Below are 20211 nucleotides of genomic sequence, written 5' to 3' on the forward strand. Positions count from 1 at the left end.
AAATCATATTGGGTAGTTGGAATGCATTTGCTCAAGTTCAACAACGAATACAGATTGCTAATCAGAGGAGAATTCAGATGAAAGCTGCAGTTGTGACAAAGGACAAGAGGGTCAGTGTAGAGGAAAAACAACTGCGCCCCCTGAAATATGGCGAAGCTCTCGTTCAAACTGAATATTGCGGAGTTTGTCACACGGATTTACACGTAAAAAATGCGGATTTTGGCGATGTTACGGGCAGGATTCTCGGTCATGAAGGCGTTGGAAAAGTCATTCAATTAGGGGAAGGGGTAACCAGCCTAAGCATCGGTGATCGAGTCAGCATTGCCTGGTTGTTCGAAAGCTGCGGTCACTGCGAGTATTGCTTGACCGGGCGGGAAACGCTGTGCCGTGTGGTCAAGAATGCAGGTTACACGGTAGATGGCGCAATGGCGGAACAATGCATCGTTACAGCCGATTATGCGGTAAAGGTACCGGATAATCTCGATCCTGCTGCTGCAACCAGCGTAACTTGTGCCGGGGTTACCACCTATAAAGCGGTGAAAGTAAGCAATATCAAACCTGGGCAGTGGATCGGGATTTTCGGCATCGGTGGTTTGGGTAACCTGGCTGTGCAGTATGCAAAACATGTGTTCAATGCCAAAGTCATAGCCTTTGACATCAGTGAAGACAAACTGGAATTGGCGCTGAAGGTCGGTGCCGACCATGTGGTTAACAGCTTGAAGGAAGATCCGGTCTCCAGAGCCAAAGAGTTAACGAACGGGTATGGACTGGATGCAACCGTAGTTACCGCTGTTGCGAAAACGCCTTTTAATCAAGCCATCGATGTTGTAAAAGCAGGCGCTCGGGTCGTCGCGGTAGGACTTCCGACGGACAAGATGGATCTTGATATTCCGCGTCTGGTTCTCGACGGCATACAAGTTATCGGCTCCTTGGTCGGCACGCGGGAAGACTTGAAGGAAGCTTTCCAGTTTGCCGCAGAAGGCAAAGTCGTTCCCATCGTAGCCAAACGTCAGATTGAAGACATTAACCACATCTTCAAGGAGATGGAGCAAGGCAAAATCCAGGGGCGCATGGTCATTGATTTTACGAAGTAATGCGACCAGAATGTCAGATCCGATTGTAACCCGGGGACCCGTTGCAGCTTTAGTTTAACCCCAATGTCCTGAACGCTGACAGGCTATGATTATAAATCATAGTCTGTTTTTTTGTCCTGTTACCCTACAGTCAGAGCCTTCGTACACATTTCAGATCACTTTTGGTATTTTTATACCCCAAGTCAGCAGGATGGTAAAGCTCGTTTTCTGTAAACACTTTCAAAACGCTCTTCACAGAGCACTTGTTCGTATGATCCTTTAATGTATCTACTGGCCTCACATGTCGCTTTCCTCCCTCCATGCATACGAAGCCGCTAAAATAGCGACTTCGGAATATGTATATCGCATTGCAGCGGCTGTATTTCAGTTTTTTGCAAGTAGCCACTAATATTATTATATAATAACCTCACCACATAAAAGGCTGGCTTCAACAGCTCATGGAAGGAAGACAACTCTCTATTGAAAGCAACCTTGAATGTACAAGAACACATACTCATCTGGAATTGTGCATCGCTCAAAATCATGGATGTACGACATATTGTCATACAGGCCGACGAGTGCGTACGTCCTTACCTGTTCCCTGCCAGCGCCTTTTTGTACGTAACGAATGGCAATGCAACCGTGATCTTAGACGGAAATGAGCATGCTACCAAACCATTTTATATGCTTCATGGGGGCAAAAACACCCGTCTGGACATCATCCCAACGAACGAATCCTTTCATTATTACCTGATTTTCTATAAAGCCTCCTTACCGCTACCTGGCAAGCAGCATACACTTCAACAACCGGATCAACCATTGCCATTCCACCTCCAGTACGGTTTTATTCCATATCATCCTGCCATCCTCTACGAAATCACTGAGCGAATGCTGGGCGAGTGGAATAAACCGGGACGCTTGGAGCGACTCCATACCAAAACACTATTCTATCAATTTGTATATGAATTACTCAGACAAATGGATCAACAACAGGTCAGCATTGTTAGGCCTAACCTTGCTTCTCAGCTTATTCGCTATATGCAGGAGCACTACGCCCAGCCGCTGACGCGAGAAACCCTTGCTCGTACATTCCATTACAGTGTCCCTTATCTGTCCAAGTACTTCCGTCGTGAAACTGGCGCAAGTCTAATCGATTACTTAATCGGTATTCGGATGAACAAAGCAGTAACGCTGCTGCAAAAGACCCAGTTATCTCTGCAAGAAGTCGGTGCAAGCGTCGGATATGCTGATGTATCCTATTTTATAAGAATGTTCAAAAAACATACGGGAGTCACACCAAAGCAATTCAAGGATGAGTCCGGACAAGTGACAAGAGGTTCTTATCGTCCTATCCTTAGGCTTCGATCATCCATTGCTCCCCGTAAACTCCGTCGTTATATTGATATCAGAGATGATAATCATTATCAACATAGCGAAAAAGGAGATTTACGGATGTATAGAAACAAACTACCTGTAGGAATTACCCTACTGTTGTGCCTAACTCTATTGGTTAGCGCATGTTCCAGGCCAGCAAGTACGAATGGAAGCACTGGCAGTACGCAAAGTCCAACTGTAGGTGCAGAGAGTAATATCAGTAACACCACAACCGGCAGCTCGGAGATGGTAACCTATTCTGCGGTTAACGGTGAAGTACAAATCCCCAAAAAACCTCAAAGGGTCGTAATGGTTGCAGGAGCCTTTACCGGTCATTTGCTAGCTCTTGGCCTTAAGCCTGTTGGAACCGGTGATGAGTCCTTTAACAGTTATACAGAAGGTAAGCTCGATGACGTTGTTAACATCGGTAACGATGTACCCTACGAAAAAATCATGGAGTTGCAGCCGGATTTAATTGTCGTTTGGAATGACCCTGAAACGATCGAAAAGCTGTCCAAAATTGCGCCGACCGTCGCTGTTGAATATGGAGTACCTCTACGGCAGCAATTGATGGATTTTGGCAAGATGACTGGTAGAGAAGAGCAAGCGAAAGCCTGGATCGCAGAGTGGGACGCTAAGATCGCTGAATACAAACCACTCGTGGAGCAAGCGGTAGGTGATCGCACTGTTTCGATTTTTGATACGGGAAGTGCCAAAGAATTTTATGCCTACGGGAGCTTTGGTAGAGGTGGAGATATTATTTATGGTGAGTTTGGTCTGAAGGCACCGCCGATCATTCAGAAGGAAGCCATCGATAGCGGCAAAGGTTGGGCCAAGTTATCACTTGAATTGTTACCACAATACGCAGGAGATTATATCTTTATTAGTGGATGGACAGGTGATGAGAGTGGGGATTCCGTTTTTGATGGCCCTATTTGGGATAACCTCCCTGCTGTCCAGAATAATCACGTTTATCGCGAGGAAAGCCGTGGCTTCGTGTTTAGTGACCCAATTTCGTTGGAAGCCCAACTTAAATTTGTCGTAGACAGCCTAACCAAAACAGAGTGAAATTGAGTAGACCACGGTATGTACGAGGCGAGGAGCAATCCTCGCCCTTTTGTATTTTTGTATAGTTCTTATCTTTCATTTAAAGAGAGTTTGAAAACAAAAGCACACACATAAACGGGACCTCTCACCATGTTGGCAAGGGTCCCTGTCTTTAAACTTGTTATATAGCCCATTTTCCGTTAAGTGATGGTAAGGCCTCCGCTTGCATATCCGGCTATGGATGTAGCCACATCAATTCCGGCTGTTACTGATGCTGAGAACACCATAAGCAGGCGGTCACCGGCAGATACCGGAATACTCAGTCCTGTAGTCACTCCGCTGGATATTGTGCCCAGTGCCAAAACGCCGGTCAGTGGAGGAGCCAAGGTTACCAATGCACCCGGTACAGCTGTAAAGGAGTTATCAGGTGTAGTGGAACGGAATAATTGTGCAGTTAAGGTTACTGTAGATCCAACCAAACTAAGTCCGGCTGTCGTGCTGAAATAAGCGGCCAGTGAAGTAATCGTTCCTGCACGCGATGCCGAGAAAGCAAAGTTAAGCAATGTGCCTGCAGCGCCTGTGAGATCAATAATTCCTCCGTTAACACTTACTCCGGTAGCACTGTTGCCAAAACCAACTAAACTGGAAGTATTCAAAAGTCCACCCAAAACTGTAGTCAACGCAACTGGAAGTCCTGATGCATAAGGAATAATTGTTCCAGAACCTGTCGCACCCGTAGCCCCGGTTGTACCCGTTGTCCCTGCTGTGCCTGTTGCTCCCGTTGCACCTGTTGTGCCTGTCGCCCCTGTTGCTCCCGTTGTCCCTGCTGTGCCTGTCGCCCCTGTTACACCCGTTGTACCTGATGCGCCTGTCGCTCCGGTTACACCCGTTGTACCTGTTGTGCCTGTTGCTCCCGTTACTCCGGTTGTGCCCGCTGTACCTGTCGCTCCTGTTGCTCCCGTTGTCCCTGCTGTGCCTGTCGCTCCTGTTACTCCGGTTGTACCTGATGCGCCTGTCGCTCCGGTTACACCCGTTGTACCTGCTGTGCCTGTTGCTCCCGTTACTCCGGTTGTACCTGCTGTGCCTGTCGCTCCTGTTACACCTGTTGTACCTGCCGTGCCTGTTGCTCCGGTTACTCCCGTTGTACCTGCTGTGCCTGTTGCTCCAGTTGCTCCTGTTGTTCCCGCTGTGCCTTGTGCTCCTGTTGCACCTGTCACTCCAGCTGTCCCTGGTGTGCCTGTCGCCCCCGTAGCCCCAGTTGCGCCTGTAGCTCCGTTGATGCTTGGGGTTTCACCCAGCAATTCGGAAGAAACCAAACGATGGGCTGTTACCAATGCGCCTGTGCTGCTCTTACCCCATACGGACACTTGAACAGGATCATTAACCGTCGCTGTTGTTGTAAAAGTAAACTCGAAAGCATCAAGATTCGCAAAATAGTTATTGGTTATTACTTGATTGGGTGCGATGTCAAAAGACTCACTGACATACAGGACCCTCATTCCACCACTCATGTAATACCCTTGTATTTGTATGGTTGAGGTACTCACATCACTACGGTTATCAATTCTGACAGTAACTGTCTGAGTCGGTCTTACACCGCTAACAGCATTATTTTCAATCGGCCCTGTTGATAAAAAGCTCATCGCTACATCTCCTCTTTGGGGATTTCTGATCTGCTAGATGTTATTAACTGTTTTTTCGTGCTCTACCACTCGGTGTGCATCAACCAATTGTCCAGAGGCTTGTTTGCCCCACACTGAAATCTCTACTTCCTCCACGCCTTCCACATCTGTTCCAAAAACAAACTCAAAAGCATCTAAATCAGCAAAATAATTTCTGGTCACTGCTTCATTAGGGGCAATACTGATTACTTCACTCACATACAGCGTTCTTGTTGTGCTTAGCACATACCCCTGAATGGATACTGTTACAGAATCCACCTCAGCCCGACTTACCAATCTAATCGTTACCTGTTGGGTCGGTCTAACCCCGGAAACCGGATTGTTTTCAATCGGCCCAGTTGATAAAATAGCCATTTTTTTCACCCCATCTTTTATGAACCTCTGACTCTAGCAGTATTTGGCATAAGCTCACTCGATAGTAATATTCAAACACTCAACCAACGGTGTGGACAAAACACAGGGGGCAATCCACCATTATCACTTAACAACCTTTTACGCTCAGGGCTTTAGCTATACAAAAACTGGGATATGTACAACAAAGAGAAGAAATTATGCAATGTCAAAGTTGGACAGCAAGAAAGGGTAGATTTTGTTATATAACCAGGATCGATTCCAGAAAAAAACGAAATGACCGTTCCCCCCGGTAGATTCCAGGGAAACGGTCACAGCTTAAGACTTCTTTATTTGCTATCTATTTTTTGCTATCTATTTGATGGGGCGGATAAAGCTGTGCTTGAGAGTGTAGTCTTATAGAATTCGAGATCGTATTTTACCATCAAGCCCAATGTTAAACACATAGAAATAATAATGATCTTCTTCATCCTCTACTAAAAAATAGAAAAAGATTGTATTATCTTAAAATTGTGATATGATATCGTCAAGTTAATAAACATTTAAAAGAAAATATGAAAAATAATTACATTTAAATGTGACCACACCTCTTTCTTCGCCAGATTTCAGTGTTCTAACCCATTTTATTGAAAGCGATTACAAAAAGAAACCTGACAGATTATAGCTTTTCTAATCGCACCCACAGATGCAGGTTTACTTCGGGTTATAGCCACTCCCCTTGCTGCCGTGACCACGTACCCGGTGCACAGGTCGTTTGGCTTAAACCATATATGACAACATGAAGACTTAACCTAACAGCCAACCTAACCATTATTTCAAGAAGGGGGTGACATGAGGAAAATCTTTTCGTTTTTTCGACATTTCATCATCTCAGTTATTCTGAATTTCAGCTCACCAACTAATCCAATCTCATGGAGGCGAAACGTATGATTCGTAAACCGCTAGTTTTGTTGTTGTCGTGTCTGCTAATCTTTGTCACCCTGCCCGTTGAATCGAGCCATGCAGCCAATGCAGCCGTTGCCAAACTTCCTGGAAACTCTAATCCCCTCATCGATCATAAACTGGGAGCCGATCCTTATGTGCTCGTCCATAACAATCGGGTCTATGTCTACATGACAGGTGATGCATATCTGTACAACAGTGACGGCTCTGTCCGAGAGAACCAGTACAGCACAATCGGGAAAATTAACGTCATCTCCTCAGCTGACATGGTGAACTGGACAGACCATGGTTCCATCCCGGTAGCGGGTGCGAATAATGCCAATAATGGACAAGGAATTGCCAAATGGGCTACCCAGTCCTGGGCTCCTGCCATGGCGAAGAAAACCATTGCTGGCAAAGAAAAGTTTTTCCTGTACTTTGCCAACTCGGGTGGAGGTATTGGCGTACTCACGGCTGATTCCCCCATTGGACCATGGTCCGATCCAATTGGTCGTGCCCTCCTGACTCACGGTACACCGGGTATGTCCGGCGTAACCTGGCTCTTTGATCCGGCTGTACTTGTCGATGATGATGGCTCTGCTTACTTGTATGCTGGAGGCGGCATCCCGAACGATACCAATGCTGCTTCCATTGCCAATCCCAAAACAGCTCGGGTCATTCGTCTCGGTGCCGACATGACCAGTGTGGTGGGCAGTGCTGTGACTATTGATTCTCCTTATATGTTCGAAGATTCTGGCATCCACAAGTATAACGGCAAATATTATTACTCCTACTGCATCAACTTCGCGGGAACACACCCCACTGCATATCCAAAAGGTGAGATCGGATACATGGTCAGCGACAGCCCGATGGGGCCTTTCACGTATAAAGGACACTTTCTGAAAAATCCCGGCACGTTCTTCGGTGTAGGCGGCAATAACCACCATGCCGTGTTCCAATTCAACAACGAATGGTATGTGGCGTACCATGCGCAAACGGTAAGCAAGGCATTCCTCGGTGATGGTAAAGGGTACCGTTCCACACATATCAACAAACTGACACATAATGCGGATGGAACAATCCAGGAAGTTCAGGGGAATATGACAGGTGTACCTCAGACCACTAACCTCAACCCGTATGTCCGCGTGGAAGCCGAAACCATTGGCTGGCAAGCAGGAATTAACACTGAACCGAGTCAAGCGAGCGGTGGACCTGTAGCCAATCAGAATGTCACTAATATTCATAACGGGGATTGGATCGCGGTTGGCAATGTTGATTTTGGCTCAGCTGGAGCCTCCAAGTTCAAGGCCAATGTCGCTTCTACCGGAAATGGCAACATCGAGGTTCGACTGGACAGTCCGACAGGCCCACTAGTTGGAACACTTAACGTAAGCTCAACTGGCGGTTCGCAAACTTGGCGCGAGATGGAGACCAATGTTACCAACGCTACAGGGGTACATCGTTTGTATCTGGTGTTTACAGGCTCGGGCAATGGAAATCTGTTCAAACTGGACTACTGGCAATTCACATCCGGTTCGGGCGGCAACCCTAACCCAAATCCTAATCCTAATCCCAATCCAAACGTTACCCGTTACGAAGCCGAGAATATGACGCTTGGCGGCCAATACGCTGGTGTAGTCAGTTCCCCTTTTAATGGAGTGGCTCTTTACGGGAACAATGATTATGCAGCATACAATCAATATTTTGCATTCCCAACCCATCAATTCTCTGTCCGCGGCGCTTCCAACAACAATAATACAGCCCGTGTTGATCTGGTCATCGGGGGTGTAACCGCTGGTTCTTTCTACTTCACGGGAACGGAGCCGACCGTTCAAACCCTCACCGGCATCACTCACGCTACAGGCAATCAGGAAATCAAGCTGGTCGTAACAACGGATAATGGCACTTGGGATGCTTACATTGATTATCTGGAGTACTCGCTTTAATTCATAGGACATGATCCATTGGGAGGATAGAATATGTGGAAAAAAATCAGTACTCTTCTACTCGCTCTTCCTTTGCTTATAACATCATTCCCTTTGACAAGTCCGGCAGCTTCAGCCGCAACGTTCAGCAATCCGGTTATTTACGCGGATGTTCCTGACAGTGACGTCATTCGGGTGGGCAATGCATTTTATATGACAAGTACAACGATGCATATGAATCCGGGAGTACCCGTCATGAAGTCTTATGATCTGGTCAACTGGAGCATCGTAAACTATGTATACGATACGCTTGGGAACGGGGACATACAGAATCTGAACAATGGACAAAACGAGTATGGGCGTGGTTCCTGGGCGAGCAGCTTGCGGTACAACAACGGTATGTATTATGTGGCCTTTGGCTCGCTTTCTACGGGCAAGACGTATATTTACCAAACCAGCAATATTGAAACAGGGCCATGGACACCTTACACATTGAACAGTTATTACCATGACCCCTCCCTTTTGTTTGACGGGAATCGAACCTTTCTTGTTCATGGCAGTGATAACATCAGTATCGTTGAGCTGACACCTGATGCCAAGTCCGTCAAGTCCGGCGGGCTCAATCAGGTCCTGATTCCAAACGCAAGCAGTGTAGCCGGCTCCAACATGATTGTAAAGGCAGAAGGAGCACACATTCAGAAGATCAATGGCATGTACTATGTATTCCTGATTGCCTGGCCTTCGGGTGATGGTCGCATTCAGCTTGCCTATCGTGCAAACACATTGACAGGTCCATACACAGGTAAAGTTGTACTCAGAGACTCGGGAATCGCCCAAGGAGGCATCGTGGATACCGCATCCGGCGCTTGGTACGGCTTGCTGTTTCGTGATAGCGGGGCCATTGGACGCATCCCCTATCTCGTTCCTGTGACGTGGTCTGATAACTGGCCTGTGTTTGGGGTGAACGGCAAGGTTCCCCTTAACATGAATATGCCCGTTGAAGGTCAGCCTGCTGCCAAAATCCACGGGTCCGATGAGTTCAACGCAACCACATCAGGCACACCCTCAGTAACGCAACTGTTAGTGAACGGCGGCTTTGAGGCAAGCAGCATTCAGCCGTGGACCAGCAACAATACGGCGAACATCACCCTAACAAATGCCGAAGCGTTCAGCGGTACAAAAAGCCTGCTCGTCAGCGGCAGACAGCAGACAGCAGGCGGAGCCAAACAGATGGTTACAGGCAAGCTGGTACCCGGAGGAACATACTCTTTTTCGGCAAAGATCAAATACACTACTGGTCCTGCAACCAAAACGTTCAATCTTAGCATCCAGAACGGTGCAAGTTATACCGGAATTACCATTATGGGCAGTGCGACGTTAACCCGCGGACAGTGGGGTACCATTCAAGGTACGTATACCGTTCCGTCTAATGCAGACCTGTCCCAAAGCTTTATTTTTGTGGAAACACCGTATAACTCGAATCCGGACCCGACCAATGATTTGATGGCGTTTTATGTGGATGACGTCTCCCTGACGAGCAATTCATCTTCTGGTACATCCAGTCTCGCTACTTTCTGGCAGTGGAATCATAACCCTGATGCTGCCAACTGGTCCCTGCTCCAGCGGCCCGGTTTCATGCGGTTAACTGCAGGCAAAATCAGCAAAAACCTGTTAGAAGCTCGCAACACCCTGACACAACGAACCTTTGGTCCAAAAAGCACAGGGATGACCGCTTTGGATACAGCCGGCATGAAGGATGGTGATTATGCTGGACTTGCTGCTTTTCAGGCCAGATATGGTTTTGTCGGCGTAAAAATGACGGGCAGCACCAAATCCATCGTTATGGCTAATGCCAGCTCCGGCACCATGACCGAAGTAGCAACTGTGCCATTAAACCAGAACAGAATCTATCTCCGCGTCATCTGTGATTTTACGAACCAAACCGACAAAGCCTACTTTGCTTATAGCCTGAATGGCAGCAACTGGACAACCATTGGCAATACACTTCAAATGTCTTACACCCTGCCACACTTTATGGGATATCGGTTTGCACTATTCAATTATGCAACGAAGTCTACCGGAGGATATGCAGATTTTGATTATTTCCGCGTAGAATAAATGTAGTTGTATTCGGTTATTAATTTTCCACTTATTGATCAGGACCTGGACTTCACCATGTGTGGAGCCAGGTCCTTTTCAGTACATTTTCTATGAAGAGATTCACCTTTTAACTTCAAAAATCCTTGATTTCACAGTTGCACATTCCCCATACATTATGTAGGACATATGTCTCTTTTTCCACGAAAACGATTAAAAAACCTTTATATTCCAGACAAAATGATCGATATACAAAATGGGGCACCTGAATATCCCGTGTTGAGCATTGGATTCACATCTCACAAAAGCAACACGGGAAACAAAATGATACATACGGTAGCGAGAAAGAGAAGAAGAGAAGCTCTGTCTGGTGAGATGGCACGGGCTAACAAAGGAGTAGTCATATGAAGGTACGAACGAGTCAAAGAGGAAAAACACGCAACATCTACATGAACTTGCTGTTATCTGTTCTGTTGTTGATTAGCAGCATCCCGCTGTGGCCGGTCTCAAAAGTGAACGCCGCAGATGAGGAACATCATCTGTTATCCCTGAACCGGCCTGTGTACAGTTCGTCATCTCTGGGCGGCAATACGGCAGATCTTGTGGTTGACGGCAACAAAAACAGCCGCTGGGAAAGCATATGGCAGAAAGATCCGCAGTGGATCTATGTTGACTTAGGCACGGTGGCCTCCATCTCGGGCATCTCCATCCAGTGGGAAAATGCGTATGCTTCCGCCTTTGATCTGGAAGTATCCAACGACGAGGTCAACTGGCAGTCTGTTTACTCGACAACAAAGGGGCAAGGCGGCCTGACAGAAATTGAGGTCACAGCGGAGGCACGATATGTGCGCTTATTCAGTCATCAAAGAGCACAGCCAGCCTATGGTGTCTCTGTATACGAATTCAATGTATATGGGACGGGCGGGGCAAATCCACCTCCCAAACCATTAGCAATGAACCTTGCACTAGGACAACCGGTTACAGCGTCTTCGGAAGAAATTGATGAGCCAAGCCGTTCAGCCGAGGATAAAGCCAAAATGGAAAAAGGGAATTACGAAGCCCGGAATGTAACGGATGGCCGTCCGGATACACGCTGGTCTTCCATCTACAAGGATCAGGAATGGATTGTTGTAGACCTTGGACTAGTCCGGGAAATCGGGAACGTATCCCTACAATGGGAAAACGCTTTTGGACGTGCATACGATATTCAAGTATCAAATGATGCAGACCAGTGGACTACATTATACCGGGAACTGCACAGCGACGGTGGACGGGATGAGATTCCGGTATACGCCGAAGCACGGTATGTGAAATTAGCCGGACTTGGCAGAGGAACAACCAACGGATACTCCCTGTACGCATTCGACGTCTACGAGTATATCGAAGGCGATGCCAAACCTGTGCATACAATTCCGAATATCCCTGCACCGTCCTCGGTAAAGGTGGGTTCCGGCAGTTACGCTGTAAATGACATCACCATGCTGCAGCCGAAAAACCCGAAAAATCGCACGGCTGACATCACAGCGCCCCTCCCTTCCAATGACTGGTGGCAGTCTATTCTTGTATCCGATCTGGGGGATGGCAACAGTTTGGTCACACTCCCGCTTAAAAGCAGATATACCAAACAAGGACTTCAACTTCTGAATCCCGGAGCTGGTTACGTTTCGGCTGATGGCGGTTCTATGGACGCTGACGGTGAACCAGATCTGATCATGAGCACCAGCAATATGAACCCGGCGGAGGTAAATACCAAGGTGGCGGGATATGGGGATTATTCCGCAACGATCATCATGAGCGATGATGACACAGCCAAAATGAATACCACGTTTGTGAAAGGTTCCCCTTTCCTGTACAACACCTTCGATAACCCGGATACCATTATTGTTCGTTCTCCCAACATCACACGTCTCTTCGATGATCAGAACCGTGAAATTGTTCTGAATGATGGAGAATCGCTGACGGCCGATCATATCGGTGTTGAAGTAACCAATCAGGACAGAGCGCCCACGCCTCAGACCTTTACAAGAAACTACGGGATCTTTGCACCTGAAGGAACCGTATTTATGAAACTTGGCAATACGCTCAAAATCAAGCTGGGCCAGAGCGAAGACTATCTGTCACTGGCTACCCTGCCGTCCGCGGCAGAACTGTCTTATTATTACCGGCATGCCTACGCCTTTGTAACCGATACAACAGTGGACTACAATTATAATGAGAGCACTTCACTGGTAACGACTACCTTCAACTCGGTAACCCGGACGAAGCGTGCAGGCTTTTCATCCGAGACACTGATGGCCTTGTTGCCGCACCAATGGAAACTAGCGACTACTCCGGTAACGGAGCTTGCTTACCCTTCCATTCGCGGCATGATGAAAGTAAGTGAAGGCAATACGTTTACGACACAGGATCGATTCTATGGCATTATTCCGCAATTTGTGGAGCCAGATGATCCAACCTACTCGCGTGCACAATTAATCAGCTATCTGGATCAGCTTGACGCGGATACGGCAGGCAATCTGATGAGCGAGGATCCTTACTGGCAAGGGAAAAAGCTTCATCCGCTTGCGCTGGGTGTACTCATCAGCGACCAGATAGGAGATACGGTACGACGAGACAACTATCTGTCCCTGCTTCGAACCATTTTGACAGATTGGTATACCTATTCGCCGGACGAACCTTTGCACTCGTATTATTTTTATTATTCGGATGAATGGGGAACCATCTTCCCTTACGGTAGCGGATTCGGTGTTAATACGGGATTGACAGATCATCATTTCACCTACGGTTATTACGTTTTTGCATCGGCTGTACTGGCCACATATGACAAAACATTCTTGCAAGATTACGGCGACATGGTTGAGCTTCTGATTCGGGACTATGCCAATCCTTCAAGGACAGATGATCAGTTTCCATGGCTTCGCAATTTTGATCCGTACGCAGGTCACTCCTGGGCAGGTGGTTACGCCGATAATCGCAGCGGGAATAACCAGGAGGCCGCAGGTGAAGCCCTCTTTAGTTGGGTCGGCCAATATATGTGGGGTGAGGTGACAGGCAACAAAGCCTATCGCGACACCGGGATCTGGGGCTTCATGACCGAAGAGAAAGCTGCCGAGCAATACTGGTTTAACTATGACGGGGATAACTGGCTGGAGGATTACCAACACGCTACGGTAGGTCATGTGTACGGCAGCGCCTACCTGTATGGAACGTACTTCTCTAATGAGGCGGAGCATATTTACGGTATTCACTGGCTGCCGCCAGCGGAATGGATGACCTATTATGGACGTAATCCGCAGAATACTAAGGCTCTCTACAATGGTCTCATTAAGGACCTGGGTGGTCAGCAGGAGCGCACATGGCAGCATATTATCTGGCCATTCCAGTCCATTGGAGACCCGCAAGGTGCTCTAGCCAAATGGAATACGAGTGAGATGCAGCAAAATGAAGTCTTTAACGCGTACTGGTTCATGCACAGCATGGCTTCTACGGGAACACGCACGATGGATATATGGGCAGATGATCCGGCAGCAACTGTGTATGAAAAAGACGGCGTCTATACAGCGCAAATCTGGAATCCGTCCGACACTGTCAAAACAGTTCATTTCTACAATGCCCATGGCGCTTTGGGTTCGGCTACCGTGTATGCCAAAGCGCAAGTAAAGGTTAACCCGCTGGAACATTCCGTCGTTAAACAGCCGGATGCCTCTCAGGGTGTAGTCTATCTCGATCGGAGCCAATGGACCATTACGGCATCCTCCAGTTCGGAGCCGGTAGAGCGCATGGTGGACGGTGATCTGACTACACGCTGGTCATCCGGACAGATTCAGAAGCCCGGCGATTGGTTGCATATCGATCTGGGTGGCGAACAGTTTATGGATACGGTATTCATGAACTCCGGCAACAACGGCGGTGATTATGCTCACGGGTACGAAATCTACGTATCCAAAGATAACGAGAACTGGAGCGAGCCTATCGCAGAGGGAGCAGGAACATCTCCAAGTCTGTCCGTTGATTTGGGCATGCAAACCGCCCGTTATGTCAAAATTGTATTGACTTCCTCTGCAGACAGCTGGTGGTCGATCTCTGAACTCAAGCTTGCCCGATTTGGCAAACTTGAAGCAACACCAGAGCTCCCACAGCCCGTACCGCCTCCAGATCGCTCTTCATGGATCGTAACCGCCTCTTCTACTCAAGGAGCAGATGTTACAGCCAATATGCTGGACGGAAGTTCAGATACACTATGGACAAACGGTAGGAAGCAAACCAAAGGACAATGGATTACCATTGACCTCGGCCAGAAGAGTTTGTTCGATGCCATAGAATTGGACCCGGGCCATGCGAAAGAAGACTATCCGAGACAGTATCGGATTTATGTCTCGGATGACGGTGAACACTGGGGCACATCCATTGCGGGCGGCGAAGGCACGCCTGGACGCATGTCCATCACTTTCCCTGAACAGCAAGCACGTTATGTGAAAATGGTGCAGATCGGGGATTCCGATCAATGGTGGACGATCTCCGAGTTGTTTGTTCATCATAATGGAACGGGCAAACAAAAGAGGCTGCTGCCAGATGGCTGGTCCGTGACCGCTTCCTCCGGAGACGATGCAGCGGCTATACTCGACGGCTCGGACCAAACACGCTGGACCTCCGGTCAGACTCAAACAGGCGGCGAATGGATTCAGCTTGATCTGGGAGCCTCGCAGCAAGTGAATCGGATTGTGCTGGACAGCGCGCACAGCCGGGAAGACTTTGCTCGCGGTTATGAAATATATACTTCTCTGGATGGAGAGCATTGGGGAAAAGCCTTGGCTTCGGGTGAAGGATCAGATGCGCTACTTTCTATCGCTTTTACACCGCATGAGGCACGTTATATTAAGGTCGTACAGACGGGTACCGATTCTCATTGGTGGTCCGTGGCTGAATTAGAGGTCTATACCGCTGATCAGACACCTTGGATATCCGGGGAACAGGATCATCTGCTACCTGTTGAACTGGATCGAACATCATGGACAGCGACTGCCTCCACCTCTGAAGATGTTGCGGCGATGCTCGACGACGATCTGAATTCGCGCTGGACCTCTTCATCTGGTCAACATGCCAATCAATGGGTCCAGATTGATCTGGGAAGCAAGCAGAGCTTCAGCCGCTTGACAATGGACTCGGGCAGCAGCAGTAACGATTATGCTCGCAGCTTCCAGTTCTTCACTTCTGATGATGGCGAGCATTGGAATGGGGTTACGGAATCCCTGGGAACAGGAACAGCCATCTCAGAAACGTTCTCCAAACAAACGGCGCGATACATCAAAATTGTTTTGACCGCGGACACTCCCGAGTGGTGGTGGTCCATTGCCGAGTTAAAACTTTACCATTAATGTCAGCATGATCTCTCCAACCATCTCTCTCCCGTCCTTGCGGGGCAGGGGTGGTTTTTCTTTGACAAGGATGAAGCATACCTCATGTAAACTTCATGTTCCATGTATCACCTCTATAGTAAGATATAGATTAATGTAAAAATTATTAATTTCTAATCGATAAGGAGGGCTTTATTTGAAAAATATAATTGTCTTTGGTGCAAGCAAGGGATTAGGCGATGCATTTGTCAGAGGTGTGCCACAATCCGGTGATAAGGTCTGGGTGGTCTCTCGCAGCAAGCCGGAAAGTCTGTCCGTGGAGGATGGCGTCCAGCGAATATGGATTCAGGCTGATCTTTCTGAGCTTCAGGCCGCGGAGCATATTGCCAGCCAGCTTCAAGGCGAGACGTTGGATGTGCTTATTTATAACGTGGGGATCTGGGAAAAGGAAGGATTTGAAGAGCACTATACGTTTGATCGGGATGAACCCGCAGATATCAGTCAGCTGATCCATGTGAATGTGACTTCTACGATTATATGTATACAGGCTTTACTGCCTCAGCTCCGCCAGTCTGAAGCAGGGAAGATCATCCTGATCGGTTCAACAGCCGGTTTGAGCAATGCAGGCAGCAGCCAGGTTTCTTTTGTCGCCTCCAAATTTGCAATACGGGGTATTACGGAAGCTCTAAGAGAACATACGAGAAATGACCGCATCGCGGTGACATGCATCAACCCGGGAGAACTGGCGGCAGAAATTCCGTATGAAGACGGGATGGAACGTACACTGGCCGAGTATGATGGGACCCGCATTCCCCTGCAGGATATGGTCGCCATCGTTCGATGCATCATCAGCTTGTCCAAAGCGGCCTGCGTGAAAGAGATCAACATACCCGCCTTAACGGATACGAACACCTAGATAGAAATGACATCTGGCCGCCTCAATCGGTCCGTTCACCGGAGTGCGCTCTGTATACACACGCTGGACCAGAAGCCCGTTTACATTAATACATGCGATAAGTGCGCAATACCTATAGAATTCAGGCGTTCATGCTCAGGGATATTTTCATATAACAAATGGGATTTTCCGGCCTTGGCCAGGTGATCACGCATAGCTGCAATTCGTCCTTTGTTAACATCAATAAAACGAAAATCGATTTGGCGCAAATGCTCCAGCCCGGTCAGTCCAGCAAAAGAATTCGCCTTGAGCGCCGTATTCATCTCTTTCAGTTCAATAGACTCCAAAGCACGGGCTGTCCATAGATGTTTGGTATCCCGTAACGATTTCATATAGTCCAGTTCGAGCTGTCTGAGAGAGGTCATATGGGAAAAGTCGCATAAATGCTCCAGCTTGGGCAAGGACAGATGCAGATATTCCAGCACGCGCATCTGTTCGAGTCCCTGAATACTCGTCAGCTTGCGAACAGAGCTTAGCTTTAACATCGATATGGTCGACTGTGTCAATACATCCAGTCCCCCTTTTAACTCACAGTGATCCAGGGACAGATACTGAAGCATGGGCAGTTCCGCTAACACATCAACACTTTCGACCGCGCAGTTCAGAATGAGCGTATGCAGTTGGAGGCATGCCGCAATGGAAGCAAATCCGTTGAATTTGCCACGCAGTTCAAGAAAGGTCAATCGTGTGTAGTGTTTAATAAAGTCGAGCACGGTCGCCTTTGCAGGTGAATTCAATCTTAGAAACTGCATCTGCTCCATCGCACCCAGAATCGTCAAATCCTGTGCCTGTGAAAGATCAAGCTGCAAGGCAGAGACATGTTTCAACTGTGCCAGTCGCCCCAGAAATCCGGATGAATATACCCCTTTAGGGTCCATATGTGATATGTGCAGGATCAGATCCGGCCGGGCAAAGAATACTTTGGCATCGAGCTCGGCAAGGTCCTCATATGTATCCGCGCCAACGCGAAAATGAACCGTTGCTCTGCGGCGCAACAGATGCACCGCCTGGTGCATCTTTTCGGCATTCCATGGAACCCCCTGTATTGATGCATGCCATAACTCACTCACAGATAATCCCCCTTTTCCTCCCATAGTTCCAATTCATTCCATTATAAACAAGATCGCCTGGATGAACCACCACCACCGATCCCCGTTTTTTCATTCCTTTCCTCTTTTTTTCGTTCCTCCCCTTTACTGTTCTCATACTCATGCCTTTCCTTCCCGTTGCTTTCAGGATTATTCGACAGAAATCTACATAAAACTATAGATCATGCCGACATATAACTAAGGCGTTTTGAGCTTTTAATTACTCATCTGGGGAGATGGAATATGTCGAACATGTTGAACAAGTGGGGGAAAACGGGAGCACGGACATCCAGTATGGCAAATACGTTGTCCATTGTGCTGCTGGTCATTATCGTAGTTGTCTTTGCCGTGCTGGGAACATTTATGTTTGCAAGCACACGAAACATTCTGGTGAAACAGCAGGAATCCATGCTCCAGACCAAGACACAAGCCATTGTTAGTGAATTTGATGCATTATTCAAGGAAAAGGGCGCACTGGTCAAGCAAATGTCCACCAACACATTATTTCAGCAATACATAGAAACAACAGCATCTGCTGCCGATGCGGCAAGTTCTACCTACGCTGCGGAAACACAGGCGACACTGGCCGCTATCGTTAAGGCAGAGCCTTCGTTTGCCGATGCCTGGGTCGCGGGTCTGGATGGAAAAGGCTTTTGGATTCAAAATGATGGTGTCGTATCTGCACCGGACTTTGATATCCAGTCGCGTCCATACTACAAGCCGGTTACTGACGCAGACGGACTTTATTTCTCCGATCCGTACATTGATATTGCAGCAGGCGATGTACTCATGGGTATCTTTTATCCGATCAAAGACGAAAACAACACCACGATCGGCTTTGCCGCAGCGGATATTGCATTCAAGGATATCCCGGCGATTATGGAGAGTTATTCCCTTGGAAGCACGGGCTATTCCATGTTGCTATCCAAGAGCGGGGAAATTCTGTACCATCCGGATCAAGAGAAGGTATTGAAGGAGAACATCCTGAACAGTACGGGGGACATGGGAGACATCGGCAAGAAAATGCTTGCGGGTGAAAACGGCGTACAACTTATGAACGACAATGGGGAACGTCGATATATCGGCTACGCTACCAGCAAAGATACGGGATGGTCCGTTGGTCTGACCATATCCGAAGAAGAAGTTCTCGCGGAATTAAAAACATTCACGTGGATTACGCTTGGCGGTTTTGCTGCAGCCACCCTTCTGCTTGTGATTATCTGTTACATTACCCTTCGCCGTCTGTTACGCTCCATACCACAGCTGCTGGCCAAGATTAAACAGATTGAACAAGGTGACCTGACTGTCCAACTGGATATCAAATCTAATAATGAAATTGGACAGATCGCTACAGGTTTGAATTCCATGGTGCAGAAAATTCAGGTCATGCTGCAAATGGTCGGCAGCTCGGCGCAAATCCTGAACCAGTCGTCGAATGATCTGCAAGCCATCTCCTCTCGAACAGCTGTGACTATGAATGATACATCGACAGCCATCAACGAAATTGCCAATGCAACGAATTATCAGTCCATCGAAACGGAAAATATTTTACGCAAAACAGGCTCGTTATCCAGCCAAATTGATGAAATTGCTACCGATGCGCAGGCTATGGGGACGGTCGTGCAGACATCTGCTGATCAAAGCAGCCAAGGACTTGCGGTCGTGGAACAATTATCGAAATGGTCCGAGGAAAATCATCAGTCCACCCAAGCGGTGTCCTCCATCATTCAGGAGATCGATATAAGCCGGAATGAAATATCCAGTTTTGTGGATACGGTCAAACAGATTGCCTCTCAGACGAACTTGCTCGCCCTGAATGCCTCTATTGAGGCTGCACGTGCTGGCGAACATGGAAGAGGATTTGCCGTCGTTGCTGAAGAGGTCCGCAAACTTGCAGAACAGACGGCTCAGGCAACAGAGGAAATCAACAAAAAGGTGAATGTTATTGAAGAGAAAACAACCCTGTCGGTTGAACATACCATGCGCGGTATGAAGATTGCGGAGGAGAATGCCAAATCCGTAGAAGATACCAAACATGTATTCTTTAGTATTAACAAAGACCTGAAAGATCTACAGCAGCGTATGATGCAGATTACCAACAATACCTCCAATGTACACAAGCACAAAGATGAGATATTCCAAGCACTGGAGATTATCTCTTCCACCACAGAGGAGAACTCGGCATCGACGGAAGAAGTAAGCGCCAGCACGCAGGAGCAGCTGGATAGTATCGAACAGGTAGCGGATCTGTCGAAACAGTTGAACCAGCTATCTGGCAAACTGCAAGACGAATTAAGCCAGTTTAAAGTAAAGTCATGATCCGCAAGCTTTCCCCTGCTCTTCT

The 20211-nt window shown here is 47.8% G+C and carries 10 protein-coding genes; 7 read left to right on the plus strand and 3 right to left on the minus strand.

Going from position 1 to position 20211, the window contains the following annotated elements; all coding sequences use genetic code 11:
* The first annotated feature begins 77 nt into the window (after positions 1–77).
* Both adhP and MKY66_RS21735 read left to right on the plus strand, forming a co-directional pair.
* Entirely contained in the window at positions 78–1094 is a 1017-nt protein-coding gene (gene adhP / locus MKY66_RS21730; RefSeq protein WP_076214130.1) for an alcohol dehydrogenase AdhP, read from the plus strand.
* A gap of 471 nt (positions 1095–1565) precedes the next feature.
* Positions 1566–3515, plus strand: coding sequence for an AraC family transcriptional regulator (locus tag MKY66_RS21735; protein WP_339805876.1), 1950 nt, complete (start codon positions 1566–1568; stop codon positions 3513–3515).
* Positions 3516–3694: 179 nt separating this feature from the next.
* On the opposite strand, the gene MKY66_RS21740 is transcribed toward MKY66_RS21735, so the two are convergent.
* Together MKY66_RS21740 and MKY66_RS21745 are read right to left on the minus strand one after the other, a co-directional pair.
* On the minus strand, positions 3695–5137 hold the full coding sequence (locus tag MKY66_RS21740) for an exosporium glycoprotein BclB-related protein (RefSeq protein WP_076214127.1): 1443 nt from the start codon (positions 5135–5137) through the stop codon (positions 3695–3697).
* Positions 5138–5170: 33 nt separating this feature from the next.
* Positions 5171–5530, minus strand: a complete 360-nt coding sequence (locus MKY66_RS21745) for a hypothetical protein (RefSeq protein ID WP_076214124.1) — start codon at positions 5528–5530, stop codon at positions 5171–5173.
* Positions 5531–6453: 923 nt separating this feature from the next.
* On the opposite strand from MKY66_RS21745, the gene MKY66_RS21750 reads away from it, so the two are divergent.
* From MKY66_RS21750 to MKY66_RS21765, 4 genes are all read left to right on the plus strand, one after another.
* Positions 6454–8394 carry a carbohydrate-binding protein gene (locus MKY66_RS21750; protein ID WP_076214122.1) on the plus strand — a complete coding sequence of 647 codons (1941 nt, stop codon included), beginning with the start codon at positions 6454–6456 and terminating at the stop codon, positions 8392–8394.
* Between the two features lie 33 nt (positions 8395–8427).
* Complete coding sequence (locus MKY66_RS21755; protein ID WP_076214119.1) at positions 8428–10491, plus strand: family 43 glycosylhydrolase; 2064 nt, start codon at positions 8428–8430, stop codon at positions 10489–10491.
* 383 nt (positions 10492–10874) lie between these two features.
* Positions 10875–15845, plus strand: coding sequence for a discoidin domain-containing protein (locus MKY66_RS21760; RefSeq protein ID WP_076214116.1), 4971 nt, complete (start codon positions 10875–10877; stop codon positions 15843–15845).
* A gap of 175 nt (positions 15846–16020) precedes the next feature.
* Positions 16021–16740, plus strand: coding sequence for an SDR family NAD(P)-dependent oxidoreductase (locus MKY66_RS21765; RefSeq protein ID WP_076214113.1), 720 nt, complete (start codon positions 16021–16023; stop codon positions 16738–16740).
* Between the two features lie 80 nt (positions 16741–16820).
* Here MKY66_RS21765 and MKY66_RS21770 read toward each other — a convergent pair whose 3' ends face one another.
* Entirely contained in the window at positions 16821–17849 is a 1029-nt protein-coding gene (locus MKY66_RS21770) for a hypothetical protein (protein WP_076214110.1), read from the minus strand.
* A gap of 261 nt (positions 17850–18110) precedes the next feature.
* Here MKY66_RS21770 and MKY66_RS21775 point away from each other — a divergent pair, with 261 nt between their 5' ends.
* Positions 18111–20186 carry a methyl-accepting chemotaxis protein gene (locus MKY66_RS21775; protein WP_179088559.1) on the plus strand — a complete coding sequence of 692 codons (2076 nt, stop codon included), beginning with the start codon at positions 18111–18113 and terminating at the stop codon, positions 20184–20186.
* The last annotated feature ends 25 nt before the right edge of the window (positions 20187–20211 follow it).

This window comes from Paenibacillus sp. FSL R5-0766 (genome assembly GCF_037971845.1).
Lineage (GTDB): Bacteria > Bacillota > Bacilli > Paenibacillales > Paenibacillaceae > Paenibacillus.